This is a genomic window from Streptomyces sp. NBC_01233, assembly GCF_035989305.1.
Classification (GTDB): domain Bacteria; phylum Actinomycetota; class Actinomycetes; order Streptomycetales; family Streptomycetaceae; genus Streptomyces.
Window position 1 is genome coordinate 8,324,687 of sequence record NZ_CP108514.1, and the last position, 21,941, is coordinate 8,346,627.

The following is a 21,941-nucleotide window of genomic DNA, read 5'->3' on the forward strand; positions in this document are numbered from 1 at the left end:
AGGGAAAACGCACCCATGACCAGCAACGTGATCATCCGTCGCTATGACCGCACCTTCGACCTCCTCGACAACGACGCGAACGGTGTTCTGGAGGAGAAGGACTTCACCGGCCTCATCGAGAAGATCGCCCGCGCCACCGGCGTGCAGCAGGGCTCGGCCAAGGAGGAAGCCCTGGTGAAGGAGTGGGGCAACTGCTGGCGCACCCTGCGCGATCTGGCCGACGCCAATGGCGACGGCCAGATCAGCCGCCAGGAGTTCCAGCAGGCCATGGCAGCTGCCTACGGCGACCACGCCAAGCTCAAGGAGCGCCTCGCCCCGGGCCTGGAGGCGTCCTTCGCCGCCATCGACGCCGATGACGACGGCGTCGCCACCGTGGCGCAGTTCGAGGTGTACCTCACCGCATGGGGGCTGGAGCCGGCCCAGGCGCGAGCGGCCCGCGAGCTCCTCGACTCTGACGGCGACGGCCGCTTCAGCTGCCAGGAGTTCGTGAACGGCTGGACGGACTTCCTCCTCCGCGACGACGCCGAATGCGCTGCCCTGCTCGGCCCGCTGAACTGACACTGAAAGGGCGCCGCAAACCTGCGAACGAGGGCCGGCCGCGCTCATGGGCGCGGCCGGCCTCCAGGCTCCTCACGCCGAGCCTCTGTCCGTCGTGATCCGCCGGTCACGCTGTGGGGTGGCCGGCCGCCTGTCGGTCAAGATGCCGGGGCATGCGGGCGCGGGCTGCTTCCCGGACTTCAAGGCCGGGGCGTCAAGGACTTTCCCTGTTGGATCTGGTCCGTGACTGGTCCGGTAACCCTGCCGCAGGGGGTCGAGTGGTGACAGCGTGTGCTTGCTCGTATTCGTCAAGTGCTTGGGTCGAGCAGGTGCCTGGAGGTCAATGTCCGCCCCGGGCGCCCGATTTGAGGCTCCTGGAAGAACCCAAGTTTCTTGGGGAAGTAGCTACAGAAGACGTTCTTCGTGTACTGGCGGTACAGGAAGTGCAGACCTGCTGACCAGCAGAAATGCCTTTCGTAGGCCTCTCGGTCGATGTCGCGGCCCGGGAACGGTCCGGATCTTGGTCACGACGGGGCTGAGACAGGGGCGCCGCTGCTCCCGTCGCGCTGCCCCCGCACCGGACGGAGAACGCCACGAGTGGTGGATCGGCTCGGCCGCGAGGAGGCGTTCGTCGCGGCAGGCGGACAGGAGCTTGTCGCGGGTGTCCCGGCGGGCGGTAAGGTCGGCGACCGCCTGGGCGCGATCCCCGCGGCCGGCCGCCGCGGTGCCCAAGTCCGGTCGCCTCTTCAGTAGGTCGTCGATCGCGCCTGGAAGGCTGTTGCGAGGGCGTTCCTGGTTGTTCGTCACGCAACGACCTCGGACGCTGTCGTACTCGACTCCGCAGACGCCCCTCGGAAGGGACCATCTAGGATGTCGGCCGCGCGTTGATGTCACATGTGGTTGACGTCACGCTGGGCCGTGCCTCATGTGCAGTCGTGCGTCCGTGAGCCGTCCGACCGGATGCGTCCGGGTAGCTGTTCCTACGGGGGAGAACTTCTGTGTTCGGAATCATCAGACCATGCCGTCATCGCCTGGGCGAGGGCTTGCGTACCGAGTGGATGGCGCATCTGTGCGGGCTGTGCCTGGCTTTGCGCAGCGAGTACGGGCAGTTCGCGAGGGTGGCCACCAACTACGATGGCCTGATCGTCTCGGTGCTGACCGAAGCGCAGTCGGAGCGTACCGGGGACTGGCGGCGGGGTGCCGGTCCGTGCCCGCTGCGCGGGATGCGGTCGGCGGACGTGGCGCAGGGTGAGGGTGCGCGGCTGGCGGCGACGGTGTCGTTGGTGCTGGCCGCAGCGAAGATGCGTGACCATGTGGCCGATGGCGACGGCCTGGTGGGGCGCCGCCCGGTGGCGCTGGCGGCACGCCGGATCGCCCACAACTGGGACCGTGCGGGCGTCGCAGGCGGCGAACGACTCGGCTTCGACACCGCGCTGCTGCTCGGGGCGGTCGAGCGCCAGCCGGACGTCGAGCGGTCGACCGGCCCCGGTGGCTCGCTGCTGACGGTCACGGAGCCCGCGGAGACGGCGACCGCAGCCGCCTTCGCGTACACCGCAGTGCTCGCGGACCGCCCGGGCAACGCCGAACCGCTGGCGGAAGCCGGCCGTCTTTTCGGTCGTCTGGCGCATCTGCTGGACGCGGTGGAGGACTTGGACGCGGACGAGGCGTCCGGCGCGTGGAGCCCGATCGCCGTGACCGGCGCGGACCGCGCCGAGGTGCGCCGGCTCTGCGACGACGCCGTCCGTGGGATCCGACTCGCCCTGTCCGACGCCGTGTTCGTCGACGGGCAACTGGTGCGGGCGCTTCTGGGCGGCGAGTTGGAGCGTGCCGTCGATCGAGTCTTCGACCCTCGGCATCGTCACCATCAGCACCGCCGCCAGGTGCGGGGCCTGCGCATGCTGCCCTGGCTGGGACGCCCTACGGAGACGGAAACGCCGTCGGGGACCGGCACGGGAACGGCCCGCGGCGTAGGGGAGCTTGCGGGCGCGGCCCCGGAGGGCGGGGTGATGGCGTCGGGCCGGCCGTCGGAGGGACAGTGCCGGCGGTGTCGCGAGCGGGGCCGGTTGTGCGGCGATTGCAGGTTGTGCTCCACATGCTGCCGCTGCAACGAAGACGCCGGCCAGGATGACGGAGAGCCCTTGCAGTTCGGCGACGGCAATCGCAACGGCGGCTCGAGCCGGGATGGTTCCGGCAGGGATGGTTCCGGGAATGACGGCTGGTTCGGCGGCTAGGGCGGCGGCAACTCGGGTGGCCCTTCCTCCGGCAGTTCGGGCGGCGGTCATGGGTCCAGTGGCTCTGGTGGTTCCGGCGGCGGCTCGGGTGACGGTTGCTGCGGTGGCGGTGGCTGCTGCAATCCGTGCAAGTGCTGCTGCGACTGCTGCGACTGAACGACGGATGAGCCTGGTTCCCCTTCCGGTGGGGAACCGGGTGCCGAACTTCTCGGCGCTGTGCATCGACGACGGCGTACGCCACCGGCTGTACCGCCTACACCCGTGCGACTCGGCCCCGATGAAGCTTTCAGCGGTTGGTGGTGACCAGTCTGGAAGCGCGGTGGTGGACGGCTGAATGGACAAGCCGGCGTCGACCGAGGACTGATCCAGGGAACTGGTAGCCGCCCAGTTGACGGCGTCGCGCAGTGATGCCGCTGCTCATGACGACGCTGATGACCCTCGTGCCCCCGCACGACCGCGGCCGTGTCATGGGCAACATCACCCTCGTCATCTCCGTCGCACCTGCCCTCGGCCCCGCCGTCTCCGGTGTGCTGCTGCAGCTGGGGTCATGGCGCCTGCTGTTCCTGGCCGTGCTTCCCATCGCCGGAGCCATGGCCATATTCGGTCGGCGCAACCTGGTCAACATCGGCGAGCCGCAGGCCGCCCCCATCGACTGGATGTCCGTCCCCCTGGCGGCAGCGGGCTTCGGCGCCCTGGTCTACGGCCTGAGCGGGCTCGGTGCCGAGAACGCGGCCCAGGCCCCCGTGCCCCCGGAGGCCATCACCCTGGCCGGCGCCGTGCTCGTAGGACTGTTCGTATGGCGACAACTGGCATTGCAGCGCTCGTCCAGCCCGCTGCTGGACCTGCGCGCACTGACGTTTCGTCACTTCTCCGTGGCGCTGGGCCTGATGTGCCTGTCCTTCATGGCCCTCATGGGTGCGTTCATCCTGCTGCCGATCTACCTGCAGGAGGTGTGCGGCCTGACCTCACTGCAGACCGGGCTGCTCCTCATCCCCGGCGGCCTGACCATGGGCCTGCTCGGACCACAGGTCGGCAAGCTCTACGACCGACTCGGCGCACCACGCCTGGTCGTACCCGGAGCCGCACTCACAGCGCTTTGCCTCGCGCTGTTCACCCTCACGGGCGAACAGACCTCGCCGTGGCTGGTGCTCGCCCTTCACGTGGCCCTGAGTGCGGGCATGGCGTTCGTCTTCACCCCCGTCTTCACCTCCGGCCTGTCCGTACTGCCGCCGCCCCTCTACCCCCACGGCTCCGCCATCCTGGGCTCGCTCCAACAGGTCGCGGCAGCCGCCGGCACCGCCCTGGTCATCAGTGTCATGTCGGGACACGCCGCCACGGCAGCAGCCGATGGCGCCGACGCCACCGGTGCCCTCGCCACGGGCATTCGGTGGGGATTCGGCATCGGCGCCGTGCTCGGCGCCCTGGCCGTGCTGGTCGCGTTACTGATCCGCACCCCGCCCGCTCCGCAACAGCCTGCTGCGTCGGAGGCCCAGGACGAAGAGGGCACCACGATGAACAAAACCGCCCACACACCCACCTGACGCCCTGGTGATCGGCCCGGTGCTCGCCGCGGCGAAGGGGGCACGGCTCGACTGCGGCCGATGGCTCGTCCGGTCGTACCCGGCGACCAGCAGCGCCGGGTCCGTCGGCGGCAGGCATGCGCGGACGACTCAGCCGCAGCGACTCGGCCCTCGACACCCGGCCCGCACATGAGGAACGCCTCGACGCGCAGTTGTACTGAATGGGGGGGCGGGGTGCGGCGACAGAGCCGGTGCTGCGGCGCCTGCTGCCGCCGGCCAATCCCAGCCTGGATCCCAGGGCCTGTCTGTGGTGCTGCCATCGCCCCTCGAACGTACGAGCGCAGGTCATGTGAGTACGCGTACTCACTCCGAGACCGGTAACCGCACCCATCCGCCGCGCATCCCGCTCGCATAGCGTCCTCGTATGCCCCACGAGACCGTGCCAAGCGCCGCCACCCCTGACTCGAGCCAGTCCAAGGCCTCCTCTTGCCTCCTCGGCGCCCTGGGATGCGGTGGCGCGGCGCTCGTCGGCGTACTCGTTCTGGTCGTCACGCTCGCATGGGGCTCATGGGGGTCGACGGACTTTCAACGTGTCGCACCCGAGGAGATGGCGGACCGCGCCCTCCAGCGTTCCCAGAAGGCCTACGAGGTCATGGGGTTCAAGCGCACCATAGAACCCGGAGTCGAGGACATCGGAGTCAGTACGGAGAACACGTTCGGCTCCAGCTTCTGCTACGACGGGGGCCTGCTGGGGCTGGACGACAGGACCGTCGACGGCGCCTACTCGATGAGCCACAACTGGGCACTGGACCACGTGCCGGCGAGTCAGGCGGTCCCCGGCCTCCGCCGACTGCACCAGTTCTTCAAGGACAACGGCTGGAAGGTCACGTCCTACGGCGAGGGCGGGCAGGGCAGGGACTGGGAGTTGTTCGTCCAGCGGAACGACGGCGACGAGCGGATGTCCTTCACCTGGTACCCGGACCGGGAGTACTTCACCGGCGGCGTCAGCATGCCCTGCGCCTACGACCCGGAGTGGAAGAGCGGCGACGTCGGCCCTGCCGGGGACGACCAGAGGCCATCCGCCTTCGGGCCCGCACGGCGGGACTAGCGGGCGGAGTTGGTACCAGTATCCGGCGAACAGTGTCGGTGAGGAACAGACGCCATTTGCTCCAGTGTGGCGGGCGGGCGATCTGTTGGTAGATCTTGTGCTGGAGCCAGTACCAGACCATCACGATGGGGCAGGCCAGTCCTGAGCCGCCGGCCAGGGACTCGTAGATCTGTTGGCCTCCGGTGTCCGGGCCGTGCCAGCCGGGGATGTAGGGCCCCCAGGTGCCAGATGGAGAGCAGGAGGCCTGAGTAGAGGGCGGCGTCGAAGATGACGGTTCGTTCGCGGAGGCAGCGGCGTACGAGGACGACGCCGATGGACAGGACGGTCGTGGCGACGATGGCCTGGAAGCTCCACGCGACGGCCATGCGCGTGTCCGAGATCTGGTAGTCCCCGGGTGGGGCGGAGCGGAGGTCGCCGGCGGTGAGTTACCGGCCGGAGACCCATGCCTGCAGGGCGAGGGCGGTGACGCCGATGGTGCTCCGGACGCCCACGGGCGAGACGCGTGCGCGGATCGCCAGACGTGTGGCGGCAACTGGTCTGAGCGGTTGTGCCGTGGGAGAGCATTCCCTTCGGCGTCCACGCGGTGTCCCTCACCTCGGCGGCTCGGATGTGCGCAGCTGGATGGTGCCGTTCGCCCCCCTCATCGGCGGCTACCGGCTCACACCCCAGGCAGAACAGCGGCCAGCTCCTGGGTCGGTACGATCACTACGCCCTGCATTGGAGTCAGCCGTTCACCTGCGGTTGACGCCTCGCGAGCGTGAAAATCGGTACGGGGGCTGTCCGCCGACGCCGCTTGATGTTTGGGCTGTGAGCCCGCATAGGAGTCTGGTGAGGGAGCCGTCCGAGGGGCCGCACACTGTCGTCTCGAGCACGCCGTTCAGCTTCTCTGTCTCCCCTCAGGCTTCCCGGGCAGCCCCCGCCCGCACCTTGCGCAAGGGGAGGAAGACGATGGAGGAGTCCAGGGAGGACCACGACGACGGAAGTGTTGCCCGGGTCGCGGCGATCGACATCGCCAAGGCGTCCGGGATGGTGTGTCTGCGCGTCCCGCACGACACCATTGAAGGCCGGCGCGTCCAGCAGGTCTGGACGGTCGCGTCCACCACGAACGCGATCCTCGAGCTCGGCGACCGGCTGGTCTGCCAGGGTGTCCAGCGGGTGGTGATGGAGGCGACGGGCTCGTACTGGCGGCCCTTCTTCTACCTCTTGGAGGCCCGTGGCCTGGAATGTTGGCTGGTCAACGCCCGCGATGTGAAGAACGTCCCGGGCCGGCCGAAGACCGACAAGCTGGACGCGGTCTGGCTGGCCAAGCTCGCCGAACGCGGCATGGTCCGCGCTTCGTTCGTACCGCCCAAGCCGGTCCGGCAGCTACGGGACCTCACCCGCACCCGCACGGTCTTCATCCAGGAACGCACCCGGCACAAGCACCGGGTGGACAAGGCCCTGCAGGACGCGCAGATCAAGCTGTCCGACGTTGTCTCGGACCTCTTCGGCCTCTCCGGCCGGGCCATGCTCGACGTCCTGGCCGCCGGTGAACGCAACCCCCGAGCTCTGGCGGATCTCGCCAAGGGGAGCCTGGTGAAGAAGAAGCCGGCCCTGGCCGAGGCACTCACCGGGCAGTTCGAAGAACATCACGGCCGCCTGCTGGGAGTGTTGCTGGGCACCATCGACCACCTCACCGCGCAGGTCCGGGAACTCGACCGGCTGATCGCCGACCTCATGGAACAGACCAGGGCCCCGCACGACGGCACCGGAACCGGACCGCCCCGCACAGACGACACCAGCACGTCGTCAGCCCGTGACGCTGTGACCGCGCGGGAACTGGCCGAGCGTCTGGACGCGGTCCCCGGCATCGGACCGGCCACCGCCCAGATCATCCTCGCCGAGATCGGCTTGGACATGAGCCGCTTCCCCACCCCCGAGCACCTGGTCTCCTGGGCGAAGCTGTGCCCCCGCACGATCCAGTCCGGAGCGAAGAACACCACCGGCCCAGCCGGCAAAGGCAACCCCTGGCTCAAGGGCGCCCTCGGCGAGGCCGCCAACGCCGCCGCCCGCACCGACACCTTCCTCGGCGCCCGCTACCGCAGGATCGTCAAACGCCGCGGCCACGCCAAAGCCCTCGTCGCCGTCGCCCGCTCGATACTCGTCATCACCTGGCACCTGATCAACGACCCCGACGCCCGCTACCAGGAACTCGGCGCCGACTGGCACCAGCGACATCTCAACCCCGCCCGCAAGACCCGCGACCTCGTCCGCCAGCTCCAGGCCCTCGGCCACCAGGTCACCCTCGCCGCCCCCACTACTGCGGCCTGACCGCACTCCTCGTTCCCGACGTCCGTCCCGCTCCGCGGAACGGACGCTGCCGCCTGCCCGGCTGAGGTTCGATTTTCCGTTCAGCAAGGAAGAGGCCCTGCGTCTTGCCTTGTGGGTGACTGCGCACGCCGATGCACTGCCCGAATCCGTTCCGCTTTCCGGGATCACCGATCTCTCGGCGGACGAGTTGATCGACAGTCTCATTCAGGTGTGGGGTTGGAAGATGGGCAGCGCGAAGTCCCGCGAGGCGCGCTCCCACCTGTGGGTCCCTGCGGCTCTGGGTGACTTCAACGGCCCGGTGCAGGCGCGAGATGTAGTGATGTTTCTCGCAACAGCAGCCAAGAACTCTGAGCAGTACAACGACACGGTGGACGACCGTGTGCTCGTCCCCACTGCCATGCGCAAGGCTTTGCTGGAGTGCAGCAGGAACAAGATTATTTCAGTGGGGGAGGAGAACAAGGAGATCGGTCGGCTGCTGGTGCACATGCAGGGGCTCGGCCACCCTGTCCTGGTTCCGTTCGAGCTCGAGCAGGTCGAGTTGACTGTGGCGGATGCGGACCTGCTGATTGAATCCGGGGTCTTCAGTAAGGGGGCCGACGGGCGCTACTGGGTGCCGGAGATCTATCGACATGGTCTTGGGTTCAACAGTGAGCGCCGCGCACGGGTGCTCTGGTAGCAGGCCGCAGCCTCAGGCACTGGCGAAGGGGCGCAGGTTCGAATCCTGTCGTCGCGAGTCGAAAGAGTCGTAGATCAGAGGCCGTAGAGGAATCATCCGATACGGCCTCGAGATCGCTTTGGGATCCCGCGGGGCCGATCGGGGGTCGCGGCGGTCGGAGCGGCTCGGGCGGTGGTGAATGCCGTGGTCGGTGGCGGCGGGCGAGGCGCGCGGAGCGCCATGGTGTGCGGAGACATTGCGGCGCCGAGCTTGCTGTTGGACTCGCGAAGCAGCCGCACGACCTTCGGCACGCCGGCATCTCGTTCTGGCTCCACTCGGGAGTCGACCCCGCGGAGTGTGCGCGGCGGGGCGGGCCAGAGCATCCACGTCCTGATGGCGTGCAGGAGAAGGCGAACCGCCTGATCGAGCAGTCCATGGACTAGTGGAACCGTGTCAGCCAGGGCGTCCCACCCGTGCGGTGAGGGGAGTTTGGTCCGTGACTGGTCCGGAAGAGTCGGCCGGGATCGGGAGATGGGTGGGAGGAACTGGGAGGAACGGTGTCAACCGTGAATCGCTTGAAGCGGGTCGAGCTGACGGCACCTGCCAGGCAAAAGCCCAGGTCAAGTGCCGTTTCTCGTGGGTTTAGAAGAGCCCGAGGCGCTTGGGCGAGTACGAGACCAGGAGGTTCTTCGTCTGCTGGTAGTGCTCCAGCATCATCTTGTGGGTTTCGCGTCCGATGCCGGACTGCTTGTAGCCGCCGAAGGCAGCGTGCGCCGGGTAGGCGTGGTAGCAGTTCGTCCAGACCCGGCCCGCCTGGATCGCGCGGCCCGCGCGGTAGGCCGTGTTGATGTCGCGGGTCCAGACGCCCGCGCCCAGGCCGTACGCCGTGTCGTTGGCGATCCGCACGGCGTCGTCGAAGTCCTGGAAGGAGGTCACCGACACCACCGGGCCGAAGATCTCCTCCTGGAAGATCCGCATGCGGTTGTCGCCCTCGAAGATGGTCGGCTGGACGTAGTAGCCGCCGGCCAGGTCGCCGCCGTGGTCGATGAGGCCGCCGCCCGTGAGGATCTTCGCGCCCTCCTGCTGGCCGATCTCCACGTACGACAGGACCTTCTTCAGCTGCTCCTCCGAGGCCTGCGCGCCGATCATCGTGTCCGTGTCCAAGGGGTGCCCCGGCACGATCAGTTCGGTGCGGGCCACGGCCGCATCGAGGAAGTCCCCGTACCGGCCCCGCTCGATCAGGGCCCGCGACGGGCTCGTGCACACCTCGCCCTGATTGAGCGCGAACATGGCGAAGCCCTCCAGGGCCTTGTCGCGCAGGTCGTCGTCCGTCGACCAGATGTCGTCGAAGAAGAGGTTGGGGCTCTTGCCGCCGAGTTCCAGGGTCACCGGCTTCAGGTGCTCGGCCGCGTACCGCATGATCAGCCGCCCCGTCGCGGTCTCCCCGGTGAACGCGATCTTCGCCACGCGCGGGCTGGACGCGAGCGGCTTGCCGGCCTCCTCGCCGAAGCCGTTGACGATGTTCACCACGCCCGCCGGCAGCAGGTCGGACACCAGGCTCAGCCAGTAGTGGACCGACGCCGGCGTCTGTTCGGCCGGCTTCAGCACCACCGTGTTCCCGGCCGCCAGCGCCGGGGCCAGCTTCCACACCGCCATCAGGATCGGGAAGTTCCACGGGATGATCTGGCCGACCACGCCCAGCGGCTCGTGGAAGTGGTAGGCGACCGTGTCCTCGTCGATCTGGCTGAGCGCCCCCTCCTGCGCGCGCAGCGCCCCCGCGAAGTAGCGGAACTGGTCGATCGCGAGGGGGATGTCGGCGGCCAGCGTCTCGCGGATCGGCTTGCCGTTCTCCCAGCTCTCGGCGAGGGCGAGGGACTCCAGGTTCTGCTCCATCCGGTCCGCGATCCGCAGCAGGATCGTCGACCGCTCGGTGATGGAGGTGCGCCCCCAGGCGGGCGCGGCCGCGTGGGCCGCGTCCAGCGCCCGCTCCACGTCCTCGGCGCCGCCGCGCGCGACCTCGGTGAAGGGCTGCCCGTTGACGGGGGAGGGGTCGTCGAAGTAGCGGCCGAGGGCGGGCTCGACGTACTCGCCGCCGATGAAGTGGCCGTAGCGGGATGCGTACGACATCAGCGCCCCCTCGGTACCGGGCGCAGCGTAACGGGCCATGGTGTCCTCCCCTTTGGCGGGCGCCGCCCACCGTCGGACGGCGCTCGGGTGGAGGCTAGGAGCGGGCAGGTTGCGGATACGTTGCACGCCGCCCGCGATGCGGCGCCGCCGCCGCGCCGTCCCCCCGCGCACCGAGCTCACGGTCCAGGGCGCGTACGCGGGCCAGCGCGGCCGACCGGTCCGCGGGCGGCAGCGCCGCCGCCAGCGCCCGCCACGCCTCCGGGTCGTCCGCGCCCCACGGGCTGCACACCCAGTCGGTCAGCAGCCCGGCATCGGCCCGGGCGATCACGGCGGCCCGAGCCTGGTCCTCGATCCGGCGGCGCAGCCGCACGATGCCGGGCGCCGTGGAGGCGGGCAGCAGCGGCCCCGGGTAGTGGTGGAGCGCCGCGGAGACCGCTCCGGCGGCCAACTGCCGGGTCAGCGCGGTGAAATCGGCGGCCAGCGGGCCGGCCGCGCGGTAGGGGCGCGAGAGCGGCGCCGCGGGGCCGAGCAGCGTGCGCAGCCGGGATATCTCGGCGCGCAACGTCACCGGTGACACCGACTCGTCCTCGTACAGGGCGATCGCCAGCTCCTCGCCCGACAAGCCCTCGGGATGGTGCGCGAGCAGGGCCATGATCTCGCTGTGCCGCCGGCCGAGCCGTACCCTGCGCCCGCTCGCGACCAGCAGCGCATGGTCCCGGCCGAGGGCCGACAAGGTGTTCCCGGCGGCCGGCGGGCCGGGGGCGAGCAACGTCAGCTGGGCCTCCGCCGCCCGGGCGACCGCCTGCACGAAGGCGAGGGAGTGGGGGTGGGCGAGGCCGTCGCCGCCGGTGATGTCCACCGCGCCCAGCACGCTGCCCGTCCGCGGATCCCGCACCGGGGCCGCCGCGCAGGTCCACGGGTGCACCCGGCGGCTGAAGTGCTCGGCCCCGAAGACCTGTACCGGCTCGCCCACCGCGACCGCCGTACCGGGCGCATTGGTGCCCATCGCCGTCTCCGCCCAGCGCGCACCCGGCACGAAACCGAGCCGCTCCGCCCGCCGCAGCGTTGCCGGTTCGCCCTCCACCCACAGCAGGCTGCCCCGCGCGTCGCACACCGCCAGCAGATGCGCCCCGTGCGCGGCGAACGCCCCGACGAGGTCCCGGAACAGCGGCATCGCCCGGGCCAGCGGGTGCTCCTCGCGGTACGACCGCAGCTCCGCCTCCGCAAGCTCCACCCGGGGTGCGCACTCCGGGCTGAGCCGGGCCCGCGCGCACCGGCGCCAGGACCGCGCGATGACCGCCCGGACCGGCGCCTCGACCCGGCCGTCCCGCGTGAACGCGGCGTGCGCCCGCCGCAGTTCGCGCGTGCGCGCCGCCGGATCGGCTCCGCCCGGCAGTGCCACCGACGGATCGTCCATGTCACCTCCCGCGTGCCGCGGTACCCGGAGCGCTCCATCGTCGTCCCGGCACGGGGCCCCGGCAAGCCGTACGTCGGCCACTGCTTCCGCGCTACGTCGGCCACGGCGCCCGGGCCGGTCCGGCCACTGATCCCGCGCCACGTCGGCCGGTTCGCACCGGAACCTCACCCGGCGGGACGGGCCTCCAGCGCCGAGGCCGGGTCCGGCGCCGCCGGGCCCGCCGGGATCCACCGGTCCCCCTCGCGGCGGTACGGCCACCAGCGCCCTTCCCGGCCCAGCCGGAGCTGGCGGCCGGAGCCCGCCTCCGTCCAGCGGGCGCGGACCCGGCGGAGCACCGGAGCCTCCTCGTCCGCCCAGGCCGCGGCCAGGGCCGCCCGGGCACGGGCCAGCGTCGTCCGGTCCGGCGTCCAGTCGTCCTCCAGCGCCGCCAGGCCCGGGGCCGCACCGAAGCCCCAGGCGCGTACGGCCAGTTCCATGTCCGCCCGGCTGCGTCCGGTAGCCGCGGTCAGGCGGGAGCGGACCCGGAAGTCATCGGCCTCGGCCGTGAGTCGTACGGCGTCTTCGGCAACCGTGAGCGGGGCCGGCGCGGTGCGGTCGGCGTGGCCCGGAGCCACCGCCTCCGCCAGCAGCCGGAACGCCTCGGTCGCGGCCGCCTGCGCCAGGAACTCCACCGCGTCCACATCGAGTTCCGGTTCCGCCTCGCCCTCGGTGTCCAGCGTCGGCGGCTGCCCCGGCGCGTCCGGCAGCCGCGGCTGCGGTGGCAGCGGCGGCAGCGGGCGCGCCGCGTACGCCTGCGCCGCCGGGACACCGGCGTCGGCGGGTGGCACCGGCGGGGCCTGCGCGCCCGCCGTGCTGCGCTCCTCCAGTTCGCCCACCAGGTCGCGCTCGCCGCGCCCGCGCAGGAGCAGCAGCACGAAGGGGTCCTGGTCCAGCAGCCGGGCCCCCTGGTAGCAGAGCGCGGCCGTGTGCGGGCAGTGGTCCCACTCGCCGCAGTCGCAGCGCGGATCCAGGTCCCCGATGCCGGGCAGCAGTTCCACCCCGGCGGCCGCTGCGTCCTCGGCCAGCTCCGGCGGCACCTCCCGGTCCAGCAGCGCCGCGATGTACCCCGACTCCGCGGCCGCCAGACCCAGCAGCCGGTCCCATTCCGCTTCCGTGAACTCCTGCACCAGTACGTCCGTCCGGTGCGCCGTGCCGTCCCGGTCGCGCACCACCGCGGTGAGCCGGCCGGGGCGCACCGAGACCGCGCCCACCGCACCCGAGCGCGCGTACCGGCGGCCCTGCCTGACCTGTTCCCCGTCCAGTGCGCTGTCCTCCAGGGCGCGCAGCCAGGCGTGGCCCCACCAGGTGCGGGCGAAGGCGCGGCCGGGGGCGGGCGGGAGCGCCGGGAACGTCTTCTCGTGCTTCTCGTGCTGCCCGTGCTGCCCGTGCTGCCCGCGCTTCTCGTGCTTGTGGTGTTTGCCGTGCGGGTCGTGGGTGTCCATCGCTCACTCCCCTTGGGGCGCGCGGAGCGCCACGAGTTCGGCCAGTTCGGCATCGGTCAGTTCGGTCAGCGCGCCCTCGCAGCCCGCGAGCACGGCGTCGGCCAGCGCGCGTTTGCGCTCCAGGAGCCGGGCGATGCGGTCCTCCACGGTGCCTTCGGCGATGATCCGGTGGACCTGTACGGGCTGGGTCTGGCCGATGCGGTAGGCGCGGTCGGTGGCCTGTTCCTCGACGGCCGGGTTCCACCAGCGGTCGAAGTGGACGACGTGGCCGGCTCGGGTGAGGTTCAGGCCCGTGCCCGCCGCCTTCAGGGACAGCAGGAAGACGGGGACCTCGCCCGCCTGGAAACGGTCGACGAGCTCCTCCCGGCGCGGCACCGGAGTCCCCCCGTGCAGCAGCTGCGAGGCGATCCCGCGGCCGGCGAGGTGCTTCTCCAGGATCCTGGCCATCGCCACGTACTGGGTGAAGACCAGCACCGCGCCGCCCTCGGCCAGGATCGTGTCGAGGAGTTCGTCGAGGAGCTCCAGCTTGCCGGAGCGGGTGCCGCCGGCGGTTCCCCGGTTGCCGTGCTCCCCCGGACCGTGCTCGCCCAGGAATTGGGCCGGGTGGTTGCAGATCTGTTTGAGGGAGGTCAGCAGTTTGACCACCAGACCGCGCCGCTCCATCCCGTCCGCCTCCGAGATCGCGGCGAGGGTCTCGCGCACGACGGCCTCGTAGAGCGCGGTCTGTTCGCGGCTGAGGGCGACGGTGTGGTCGGTCTCCGTCTTGGGCGGCAGCTCGGGCGCGATGCCGGGGTCGGACTTCTTGCGCCGCAGCAGGAACGGCCGTACGAGCGCGGACAGCCGGGCCGCCGCCTGCGGGTCGCGGCCGCTCTCGACGGGTTCGGCGTAACGGGAGCGGAAGGTGCCGAGGCGGCCGAGGAGCCCGGGTGTGGTCCAGTCGAGGACGGCCCACAGTTCGGAGAGGTTGTTCTCGACGGGGGTGCCGGTCAGGGCCACGCGCGCCCGGGCCGGGAGGGTGCGCAGGGCCTTGGCGGTCGAGGAATGCGGGTTCTTGACGTGCTGGGCCTCGTCGGCCACGACCATGCCCCAGCCGATGACGGCGAGTTCGGGCGCGTCCACGCGCATCGTGCCGTACGTGGTGAGCACGAAGCCCCCGGCGGAACCGGTGAGGCCCGCGAGGCTGCGGCCGGGACCGTGGAAGCGGCATACGGGGGTGCCGGGCGCGAATCTCTCGATCTCCCGCTGCCAGTTGCCCAGCAACGAGGCCGGGCACACCACGAGGGTGGGCCCGGCGGTGGCGGGGTCCTGCCGGTTGCGGTGCAGGTGGAGTGCGATGAGGGTGACGGTCTTGCCGAGGCCCATGTCGTCGGCGAGGCAGGCGCCGAGGCCGAGCGAGGTCATCCGGGCCAGCCAGCGCAGGCCGCGCAGCTGGTAGTCGCGCAGGGTGGCCCGCAGCTCGGGCGGTGCGGCGAGGTCGTCGGACGCCTGCGCATCAGCGGCCCGCAGGTCGCCGGTGAGTTGTGCCCGTAGCCGCTCCACCGCACCAGTGGCCTCTACGTCGACGCGCTTGCCGCCGATTTCCGCCGACCCGGTGAGTACGGCGGCCAGTGCGTCCGCGGCCGCCACGTCGAGGTCTTGGCGGGCGCGGGCCCGGCGGGCCTCGGCCGGGTCGATCAGGACCCACTGGTCGCGCAGCCGGACCAGGGGCCGCTTCGCCTCGGCCAGGCGGTCGAGCTCGGCGCGGGTGAGGTCGCCCTGGCCGCCGAGGGCGTGGCGCCAGCTGAAGGAGAGCAGGGCGCCGGGGGAGAGCAGACCGGAGGGGAGGCCGGGCCCCGCGGTGTCGGGGGAGCCCACGACGGCGCGGGTGCTCAGGCTGCGGGCGAGTCCGCGCGGCCAGTGCACCTGGACCCCGTCGGCGGCCAGCGCGGCGGCGGCTTCGCCGAGCAGCTCGGTGACCTCCTCGTCGGCGAGCTCGACGGAGTCCGGGACGGCCGCTCCCAGCAGCGGGGCGATCGGGGGCCACAGCCGGGCGGCGCGGCGCAGGGCGCGGAGGGCGTCCAGCCTGGCGCCGGGCGGGAAGGCGGCCGCGGCGGCTCCGGATCCGGCCCAGACGTCGGCGGCATCGGCGACCAGGGCGGAGTCGCCCAGGCTGTGCATCTGGAGGACGGCGCGGAAGGAGGGCGCGCCGCCGGCGGGGGCCTGGCCGGGAGCTTCGTCGGGGGTTCGGCCGGGGCCGGGGCCGTGGTCGGGGCCGGGACGGTGGCCGTGGTCGGAGCCTTGGCCAGACGTTCTGCCACTGCCCTGGTCGAGGGCCTGGTCGAGGGTCGGGTCGAGCTCGATCCGCAGGGAGATCCGTACTCCGGCGTCGTGGCCGGCTGCCACCTTGGCCGCCCAGTCGCGCAGGTCGGGGTGGAGCCGGGGCGGCCGGGCTGCGAAGGCGGGCCCGCCGGCGGCCTCGGCAGCGGCGGGGGAGCGGGGCAGGGTGTCGGCGACGGCATCGAGGAAGGCGCGGAGCAGCGGCTCCGGGGTGGGCAGCCGGGGCGGCCCGTCCACGTCCAGCGGGACGCAGTGGGCGCCGGGCGGCATGGTGGCGGCCAGTTCCCGGACCTCGTCGAGGTCGGCGGCCTCCAGCGGGCCGATTCGCCAGGCGTCGTGGCCGGCGGGGCTCAGCCCGGGCAGGAGCCGGCCGTGGGCGGCGAACCGCAGGGCCAGCAGCGCGGCGGCGCCCCAGAACACCGCGCCGGAGGGGCCGGAGCCGCCGGTGTCGGCCTCCGCCTCGGCTGCCGCCGCAGCGGCGCGGGCGCGCGTGAGCAGGGGCAGGGCCTCGGCCACCGGCAGCACGAGCGCGGTCACGGGGGTCCGGCGCAGGTCGGGGGTGACGACCGTGACCTCCTCGACGCTGCCGGTGCCGGTGCCGGCACCGGCCTCAGCACCGGCGCGGGCGGCGTCGAGGAACTCCCCGTCCACCGGCCAGAGGGCGATCCGGCCGGTGCGGGCCGGCTCGCCGGGGAGGAAGACGGCGGAGCGGTGGAGGAGGCCGGAGATCTCGGAGCGCACGCATTCCTCAAAGTTGACTACCGGGGGCAGGGCGGCCGAGAGTACCCCACCGCGGCGGCCCAGCGGCGCGGCGGCGCGGGCGGGGCCGTGAACCGGTCGGCTTCGAAGGCCGTTCACGTGTCGGGGAACGCGTGGTCGCGGCGGCACGTTGACGGGATAGTGGTCGACGGCAGGAGGAGGTGTCCGCAGATGTCCACGAGCGGAAAAGTCGCGGTTGCCGGAGTCGTGGCAGCCATCGTGTTGTTCTGGACGGTGGGGTTCTGGGCCGGGCTGCTGGTCCTGATCGGTGTGCCGGCTGCGGCCTACTTCCTGCTGGACTCCTCCCAGCGGCGTCGGGTGCGGGGTATATCCAGGAAGCAGATCGGCCGCTGACGGCGGCAGCGGCACGGACGCACCCGGCACCCACGCACCTGGCACGGACACGCGCAGCCCGGTCGGCGGCCCGGGCCGTGCGGTGGTGCCCGGGCGCGTTGCGGAGAGGCCGGGCTCCGGATGCGGTGCGGAGCCCGGCGGGTGCGGCCGCGGGGCGGGCGTTTCGGGGTGGCCCGCCCTGGCGGCGGGGTCAGGCGGCGTCGCTCGCGGCGGCCGGCGCGAGGTCCGCTTCGAGCAGCATCTGCGACGCGTGGTCCACGAGGTGGCGGAGCACCTGCAAGTAGGTCTCGTCGCCGCCCAGTTCGTCCAGAATGCGGTACGCCTCGGCGCGGAATCCGTCGATCTCCGCCCGGTAGCGGTCGAGGGCGGTGGGTGTCCGCAGGAGGCTCGCGAGTTCCGCCCTGGCCGGAATCGAGCGTCCGGCGGCGGTGCACAGCCCCAGCATGTGCTCGCGGGAAGCGGGAGAGGCGTCCTCGATCACGGAGGCGAGGAGATACGTCACCGTGCCGTTGAGCAGGTCTTCGTCACGACCGGAAAGGATGTCTTCCTGGTCGTTGAAAATCTGCCACAGGATGCCGAAGACGTAGCCGAATTCGCGCCACAGCTCCACCTTCTCGGCGGTCGTACCCGAAAAGATCGCGGCCATTGCCGTGATCATTCCGAAAGGCGCGCCAGATTTGCCGCGATACGTCTCGATCACCGATTTCCGCGAGGCGCTGCAGATGTCTCCTCGCATGTCGTCGATCTGTCCGTCGACGCCATTGATCCACCCGTGCAGGAGTTCCGTTATCAGCGCACTGCGAGCCGCCTCCGGAAGCTCCTGCGACAGGATGATCTGAATGGGGAGCGCGTTACCCGTGATGACGGAGGCGAGCAGGGCCTCGTTGTCGGTGAGCTCGCCGGAGATGGACACGCCGTCGGCGTCGGCCAGGTCGTCGAGATAGCAGGCCGAGGTCCACCACAGCAGGTGCACAGCGGATAGTGGAATGGCCGGCCCCGGATTTCCCGTCTCTATGGCGTGTGCGAGCAGGGGCAGCACCGAGAGGGGATGTCTCAGTTTCCTTTGCTCCAAGAGCTTGGCGACTGTGTTCCGCGTGGTGCCCGCCAGCGGACCGAGCCGCTCCAGAGCGGTTTCGATCTCCGCATCGATGTCCTGCGAGACTTCCCGGTGCAGGTCCAGGTACGACATGGAATTCAAGAGCGGCCTCCGTCGTGGAATGGGCTGAAGGGGTGAGGTGTGCACCCTTTGAGCCGCGTGACTGGCCGATTCGATCATTCCGGAGGAGGGGGATCCAGAGCGATTTTCAGCCCACCTGTCCGGTTCTTTTCGATCATGGGTCGTTGCTGCTGGTCGCGCCGGCCCGCCCGGCGTCGGCGAACTGCTCGGTAAGGGCCGTGGATCAAGGCCGTCACCCACTCCGACTGCCGCGGCTCACCCCGTGGCCCGAACTCGCCGGCCTACGCCTTCAGCCGGAGGGCCGGAGTGCGTCGAGCCCGTCCGGTCCCACCCCGTGGACGTCCGGACCGCGTCACGCCGGGCGAGGCCGAATCGTGCCGGGCGAGGCCGGGTCATGCCGGGCGGACCGCGACGCGGTCCAGCGCCGTCAGCAGCTCCGGCAGGCCGGGATCCCCCTCCTGGGGGACCGCGAGCACCTCGCTCGGCTCCTCGTCCAGCAGGACGAAGGCCGCATCGCCGGTCCGCCCCACCAGCGACCAGCCGGGCCCGTCCACCCGCAGGGTCCGCGCCCCCTCGCCGGCGAACGAGGACCGCACCCGGCCGGGCGGCGGCGGGGTCCGCGTGTACGCCAGGGCCTCCTCCAGCGCCCGTGCGAGCCCGGGGTGGGCGGCGGCGGCCGCCCCGCCGTCCGTGGCCACGCGCTCGCGCCAGTCCGACCACTCCCGCGCGATCTGGTCCGCGCCCATCCGTCGCTGCACCGGCCCCCAGGCCTCTGCGGAGGGTGGCGCCAGCGGCACCCGCCCCGTGCCGTCCGCACCCTGCTCCGGATCGTGCGGCTCGGGGATCCCGGCCGCCGCCACCGACAGTTCCAGCGGCCAGCCCGCCAGCGAGACCACGATCGACCGCTCGTCGGGGGAGAGGTCGTACTCCATCCCGCAGTCCCAGGAGGCGATGGCCGTGGCCACGAGCGAGACGTCGTCCACGACGACCGTCCAGCGCGCGCCCTCCTCGTCCTGGCCGAGCACCAGCCCGTAGCCGTCCCCGCCCGGCGCCACACCGAGCAGGGAGCAGGCCTCGGGGAAGTCGTCGCCCAGGATGCTGGGGAACTGCGCGGGCGTCAGCAGCACGGCGGTCAGTACATACAGGGAGCCGCCACCCTCGTCGTCGGACACCTGGCCTCCTGGTAGCTCTTTCGTCGGCGCACCTTAACCAGCGGGTAACCCGTGCGTCGAGAGCTGGCGGGCGACGATTTCCAAGGCTGCTACCTGCACGTAGAGTTGGGAACCCGCCACAGAAAGGGACACCCGGTGCAGCGTTACGATCGGCTGAGGGAAATCCTCCGTCTCGACCCCGACAAGGACTTCCTCGCCATCTACCGGCTCACCGCCACCTACGAGTTCCCCTGGGACTTCACCAGAGCCCTGGAACTCGCCCTCTTCCGGACATATGCCGTGCCCAGTATCGGCGGTCTGCTGGCCGAGACCGCCGAGTTCACCGACCGGACCCAGAAGCGCTACGACGACACGGCGCTGCTCCTCGACGCGGTCGTCGAGCACGGCTTCGAGAGCGACACCGCGCGCACCGCGATCCGCCGCGTCAACCAGATGCACCGCAGCTACGACATCTCCAACGAAGACATGCGTTACGTCCTCTGCACCTTCGTGGTGATCCCGGCGCGCTGGCTCGACGCCTACGGCTGGCGCCCGCTGACCCACCACGAGCGCCGGGCCTGCGCGAACTACTACGCCACCCTCGGCCGCCACCTGGGCATCACGGACATCCCGGACTCCTACGAGGCGTTCGAGGACACCCTGAACTCCTACGAGGAGGCCCACTTCGGCTGGGACGAGGGCGCCCGCAAGGTCGCCGACTCCACCCTCGACCTGATGGCCTCCTGGTACCCGACGCCGCTCGCCCCCGCCGTGCGCCGCGCGAGCCTCGCCCTCCTCGACGAGCCGCTGCTGGGCGCCTTCCGGTACGAGGCCCCGCGCCCCCGGGTCCGGCGGCTGGTCCGCGGCGCCCTGCGGCTGCGCGGCCGCGCGGTGCGGCTGCTGCCTCCGCGCCGGGACCCGCACTACGCCCGCCAGAACCCGGAGATCAAGGGCTACCCCGACGGCTACGACGTGGGCGAGCTCGGCACGTTCCCGGTGCCCGGCTCGGGCGGCTGCCCCGTTCCGCATCCCCGCCGGCCCGCCGGAGCGGAGGCACAGCCTCCGGCGTGATCCCGGGGGCGTCCGCGGACCCCGGGCGCGGAGCCGACGTACGAACGCATGTCACGGGTGGCGTACGGCCAGGGCGAGGAAGCGGGCGTCCTCGTCGGCGTACGAGGTCATCCCCCAGCCCGAACCCGCCAGCAGCGGGCCGAGGTTGTGCTCGGCCCGCATGTCCTCGGAGGTCAGCTCGCGGCCATGGCGAGCCGCGAGGGCCGCTCGCCCGATCGGGTGAAAGAGTGCGAGCCGGCCGCCGGGGCGGACCACCCGGGCGAGCTCGCGCAGGTTCGCCCCCGGGTCCGGCAGGTGGGCGATGAGCCCGGCGGCGAACACCGCGTCCAGCACCCCGTCGCGCAGCGGCAGCCGGGTCACGTCGGCGAGCAGCAGGGCGCCCTCGGCGCCCCGCCCGGCCCGCTGCGCGACGGCCAGCATCTGCGGGGTGAGGTCGGCGCCGAGCACCGTTCCGGCGGGTCCCACGGCGGCACGCAGCGCGGTCAGCGCCCGGCCGGTACCGCAGCCCGCGTCGAGCACCCGGTCCCCGCGCCGCAGCCCGAACTCGGCCACGGCGATGGCGAAGGCGGGGCCGTCGCCCGGGAACTTGCGGTCCCAGTCGGCGGCGCGCGCCCCGAAGAACTCCTGCACGTGTGTGTGGTCTTCGCTCATGCGCCCATGATCCCGCACCGGCGTACGCCCGTGTGCCTGCGGACCGTGCGCAAGGTGGCACGTGGTGTGATCGAAGATGAACGTAGCTCTGTCATATTCCAGCAGTTCCAGCGTCTTTCGAAATGCGCCCCCAGTTCGTGCTCTCACCCGGACTAGCGTCCGTTGGCCATGGGACACCTGGGACATCTGGACCACGCCGCCTACGGGTGGCTGACACCCGCGCTGTCATATGTGATGGCGTCGATCGGCGCCGCCCTCGGGCTGCGCTGCACCGTCCGCGCGCTCGCCGCGACGGGCGCCTCCCGCCGCAACTGGCTCCTCACCGCGGCCTCCGCCATCGGCACCGGCATCTGGACGATGCACTTCGTCGCGATGCTCGGCTTCGAGGTCAACGGCACCGAGATCCACTACAACGTGCCGCTCACCATCCTCAGCCTGCTCGTCGCCGTGCTGGTCGTCGGCGCCGGGGTCTTCGCCGTCGGCTACGGCAAGGACCGCGGCCGGTCGCTCGTCCTGGGCGGCCTCACCACCGGGCTGGGCGTCGCCAGCATGCACTACCTGGGCATGGCGGCCCTGCGCCTGCACGGCGAGGTCTCCTACGACCCGCTCACCGTGGGCCTCTCCGTCGCCATCGCCGTGGTCGCGGCCACCGCGGCCCTGTGGGCCGCGCTCAACATCAAGTCGCCGGTGGCCGTCGCCGTCGCCTCGCTCGTCATGGGCGCCGCGGTCAGCAGCATGCACTACACCGGGATGATGGCCGTCGCGGTCAGCGTCAGCCCCTCGGAGGCGGCCCTGCCCGGCGCCACGGCCATGCAGTTCATCTTCCCGCTCGCCGTCGGCCTGGGCTCCTACCTGTTCATCACCGCCGCCTTCGTCGCGCTCTCCCCGACGGCCGACGAGCGGGCCGCTTCCGCTTCGGCCGCCCGGCACCTCGGGGAGCACACCGTGACCGCGCACTGAGCCGGCCTCCTGCAGCCTCCCGTCCGGAGCAGCCGCCCGCTGATCCGCCCCCGCCGATCCGCCTGCAGAACTGTCGGCCCCGCACCGAACCGCCCCCCCCCCGCCACCGCACCCGT

At 71.7% G+C, this 21,941-nt stretch carries 16 protein-coding genes; 9 read left to right on the forward strand and 7 right to left on the reverse strand.

Annotation, left to right across the window (positions count from 1 at the left end; translation table 11 throughout):
* The first annotated feature begins 15 nt into the window (after positions 1-15).
* The 6 genes from OG332_RS38865 to OG332_RS38890 all read left to right on the forward strand — a co-directional run bounded on the left by OG332_RS38865 (position 16) and on the right by OG332_RS38890 (position 8,382).
* Complete coding sequence (locus OG332_RS38865) at positions 16-558, forward strand: EF-hand domain-containing protein (protein WP_327417844.1); 543 nt, start codon at positions 16-18, stop codon at positions 556-558.
* A 977-nt stretch (positions 559-1,535) separates the two neighbouring features.
* Positions 1,536-2,768, forward strand: coding sequence for a DUF5685 family protein (locus OG332_RS38870; RefSeq protein WP_327417845.1), 1,233 nt, complete (start codon positions 1,536-1,538; stop codon positions 2,766-2,768).
* 419 nt (positions 2,769-3,187) lie between these two features.
* Positions 3,188-4,309, forward strand: coding sequence for an MFS transporter (locus OG332_RS38875; RefSeq protein ID WP_327417846.1), 1,122 nt, complete (start codon positions 3,188-3,190; stop codon positions 4,307-4,309).
* A gap of 403 nt (positions 4,310-4,712) precedes the next feature.
* The gene (locus tag OG332_RS38880; protein ID WP_327417847.1) at positions 4,713-5,396 is read left to right on the forward strand and encodes a hypothetical protein; all 684 of its coding nucleotides are present in this window, start codon (positions 4,713-4,715) and stop codon (positions 5,394-5,396) included.
* A gap of 948 nt (positions 5,397-6,344) precedes the next feature.
* On the forward strand, positions 6,345-7,706 hold the full coding sequence (locus OG332_RS38885) for an IS110 family transposase (RefSeq protein WP_327416098.1): 1,362 nt from the start codon (positions 6,345-6,347) through the stop codon (positions 7,704-7,706).
* Positions 7,707-7,821: 115 nt separating this feature from the next.
* On the forward strand, positions 7,822-8,382 hold the full coding sequence (locus OG332_RS38890) for a hypothetical protein (RefSeq protein WP_327417848.1): 561 nt from the start codon (positions 7,822-7,824) through the stop codon (positions 8,380-8,382).
* 621 nt (positions 8,383-9,003) lie between these two features.
* Here the strand turns inward: OG332_RS38890 and exaC are convergent.
* The 4 genes from exaC to OG332_RS38910 all read right to left on the reverse strand — a co-directional run bounded on the left by exaC (position 9,004) and on the right by OG332_RS38910 (position 16,443).
* Positions 9,004-10,527 (reverse strand): acetaldehyde dehydrogenase ExaC, encoded by a 1,524-nt coding sequence (gene exaC, locus OG332_RS38895; protein ID WP_327417849.1) that lies wholly within the window; start codon positions 10,525-10,527, stop codon positions 9,004-9,006.
* A gap of 55 nt (positions 10,528-10,582) precedes the next feature.
* Positions 10,583-11,905, reverse strand: coding sequence for a helix-turn-helix domain-containing protein (locus OG332_RS38900; RefSeq protein WP_327417850.1), 1,323 nt, complete (start codon positions 11,903-11,905; stop codon positions 10,583-10,585).
* A gap of 164 nt (positions 11,906-12,069) precedes the next feature.
* Positions 12,070-13,386: an SWF or SNF family helicase gene (locus tag OG332_RS38905; protein ID WP_327417851.1), complete on the reverse strand. Its 1,317-nt coding sequence runs from the start codon at positions 13,384-13,386 to the stop codon at positions 12,070-12,072.
* Between the two features lie 3 nt (positions 13,387-13,389).
* Positions 13,390-16,443 (reverse strand): DEAD/DEAH box helicase, encoded by a 3,054-nt coding sequence (locus tag OG332_RS38910; protein WP_327417852.1) that lies wholly within the window; start codon positions 16,441-16,443, stop codon positions 13,390-13,392.
* A gap of 189 nt (positions 16,444-16,632) precedes the next feature.
* On the opposite strand from OG332_RS38910, the gene OG332_RS38915 reads away from it, so the two are divergent.
* Entirely contained in the window at positions 16,633-16,815 is a 183-nt protein-coding gene (locus tag OG332_RS38915; RefSeq protein WP_319721643.1) for a hypothetical protein, read from the forward strand.
* A gap of 190 nt (positions 16,816-17,005) precedes the next feature.
* Here OG332_RS38915 and OG332_RS38920 read toward each other — a convergent pair whose 3' ends face one another.
* Both OG332_RS38920 and OG332_RS38925 read right to left on the reverse strand, forming a co-directional pair.
* Entirely contained in the window at positions 17,006-18,004 is a 999-nt protein-coding gene (locus OG332_RS38920; protein ID WP_327419507.1) for a polyprenyl synthetase family protein, read from the reverse strand.
* 380 nt (positions 18,005-18,384) lie between these two features.
* Positions 18,385-19,164, reverse strand: coding sequence for a hypothetical protein (locus OG332_RS38925; protein WP_327417853.1), 780 nt, complete (start codon positions 19,162-19,164; stop codon positions 18,385-18,387).
* A gap of 135 nt (positions 19,165-19,299) precedes the next feature.
* Here OG332_RS38925 and OG332_RS38930 point away from each other — a divergent pair, with 135 nt between their 5' ends.
* Positions 19,300-20,214, forward strand: coding sequence for an oxygenase MpaB family protein (locus tag OG332_RS38930; protein ID WP_327417854.1), 915 nt, complete (start codon positions 19,300-19,302; stop codon positions 20,212-20,214).
* A gap of 51 nt (positions 20,215-20,265) precedes the next feature.
* Here the strand turns inward: OG332_RS38930 and OG332_RS38935 are convergent, their stop codons facing one another.
* Positions 20,266-20,865, reverse strand: coding sequence for a class I SAM-dependent methyltransferase (locus tag OG332_RS38935; protein ID WP_327417855.1), 600 nt, complete (start codon positions 20,863-20,865; stop codon positions 20,266-20,268).
* 177 nt (positions 20,866-21,042) lie between these two features.
* On the opposite strand from OG332_RS38935, the gene OG332_RS38940 reads away from it, so the two are divergent.
* On the forward strand, positions 21,043-21,825 hold the full coding sequence (locus tag OG332_RS38940) for an MHYT domain-containing protein (RefSeq protein WP_327419508.1): 783 nt from the start codon (positions 21,043-21,045) through the stop codon (positions 21,823-21,825).
* Positions 21,826-21,941 lie beyond the last annotated feature (116 nt).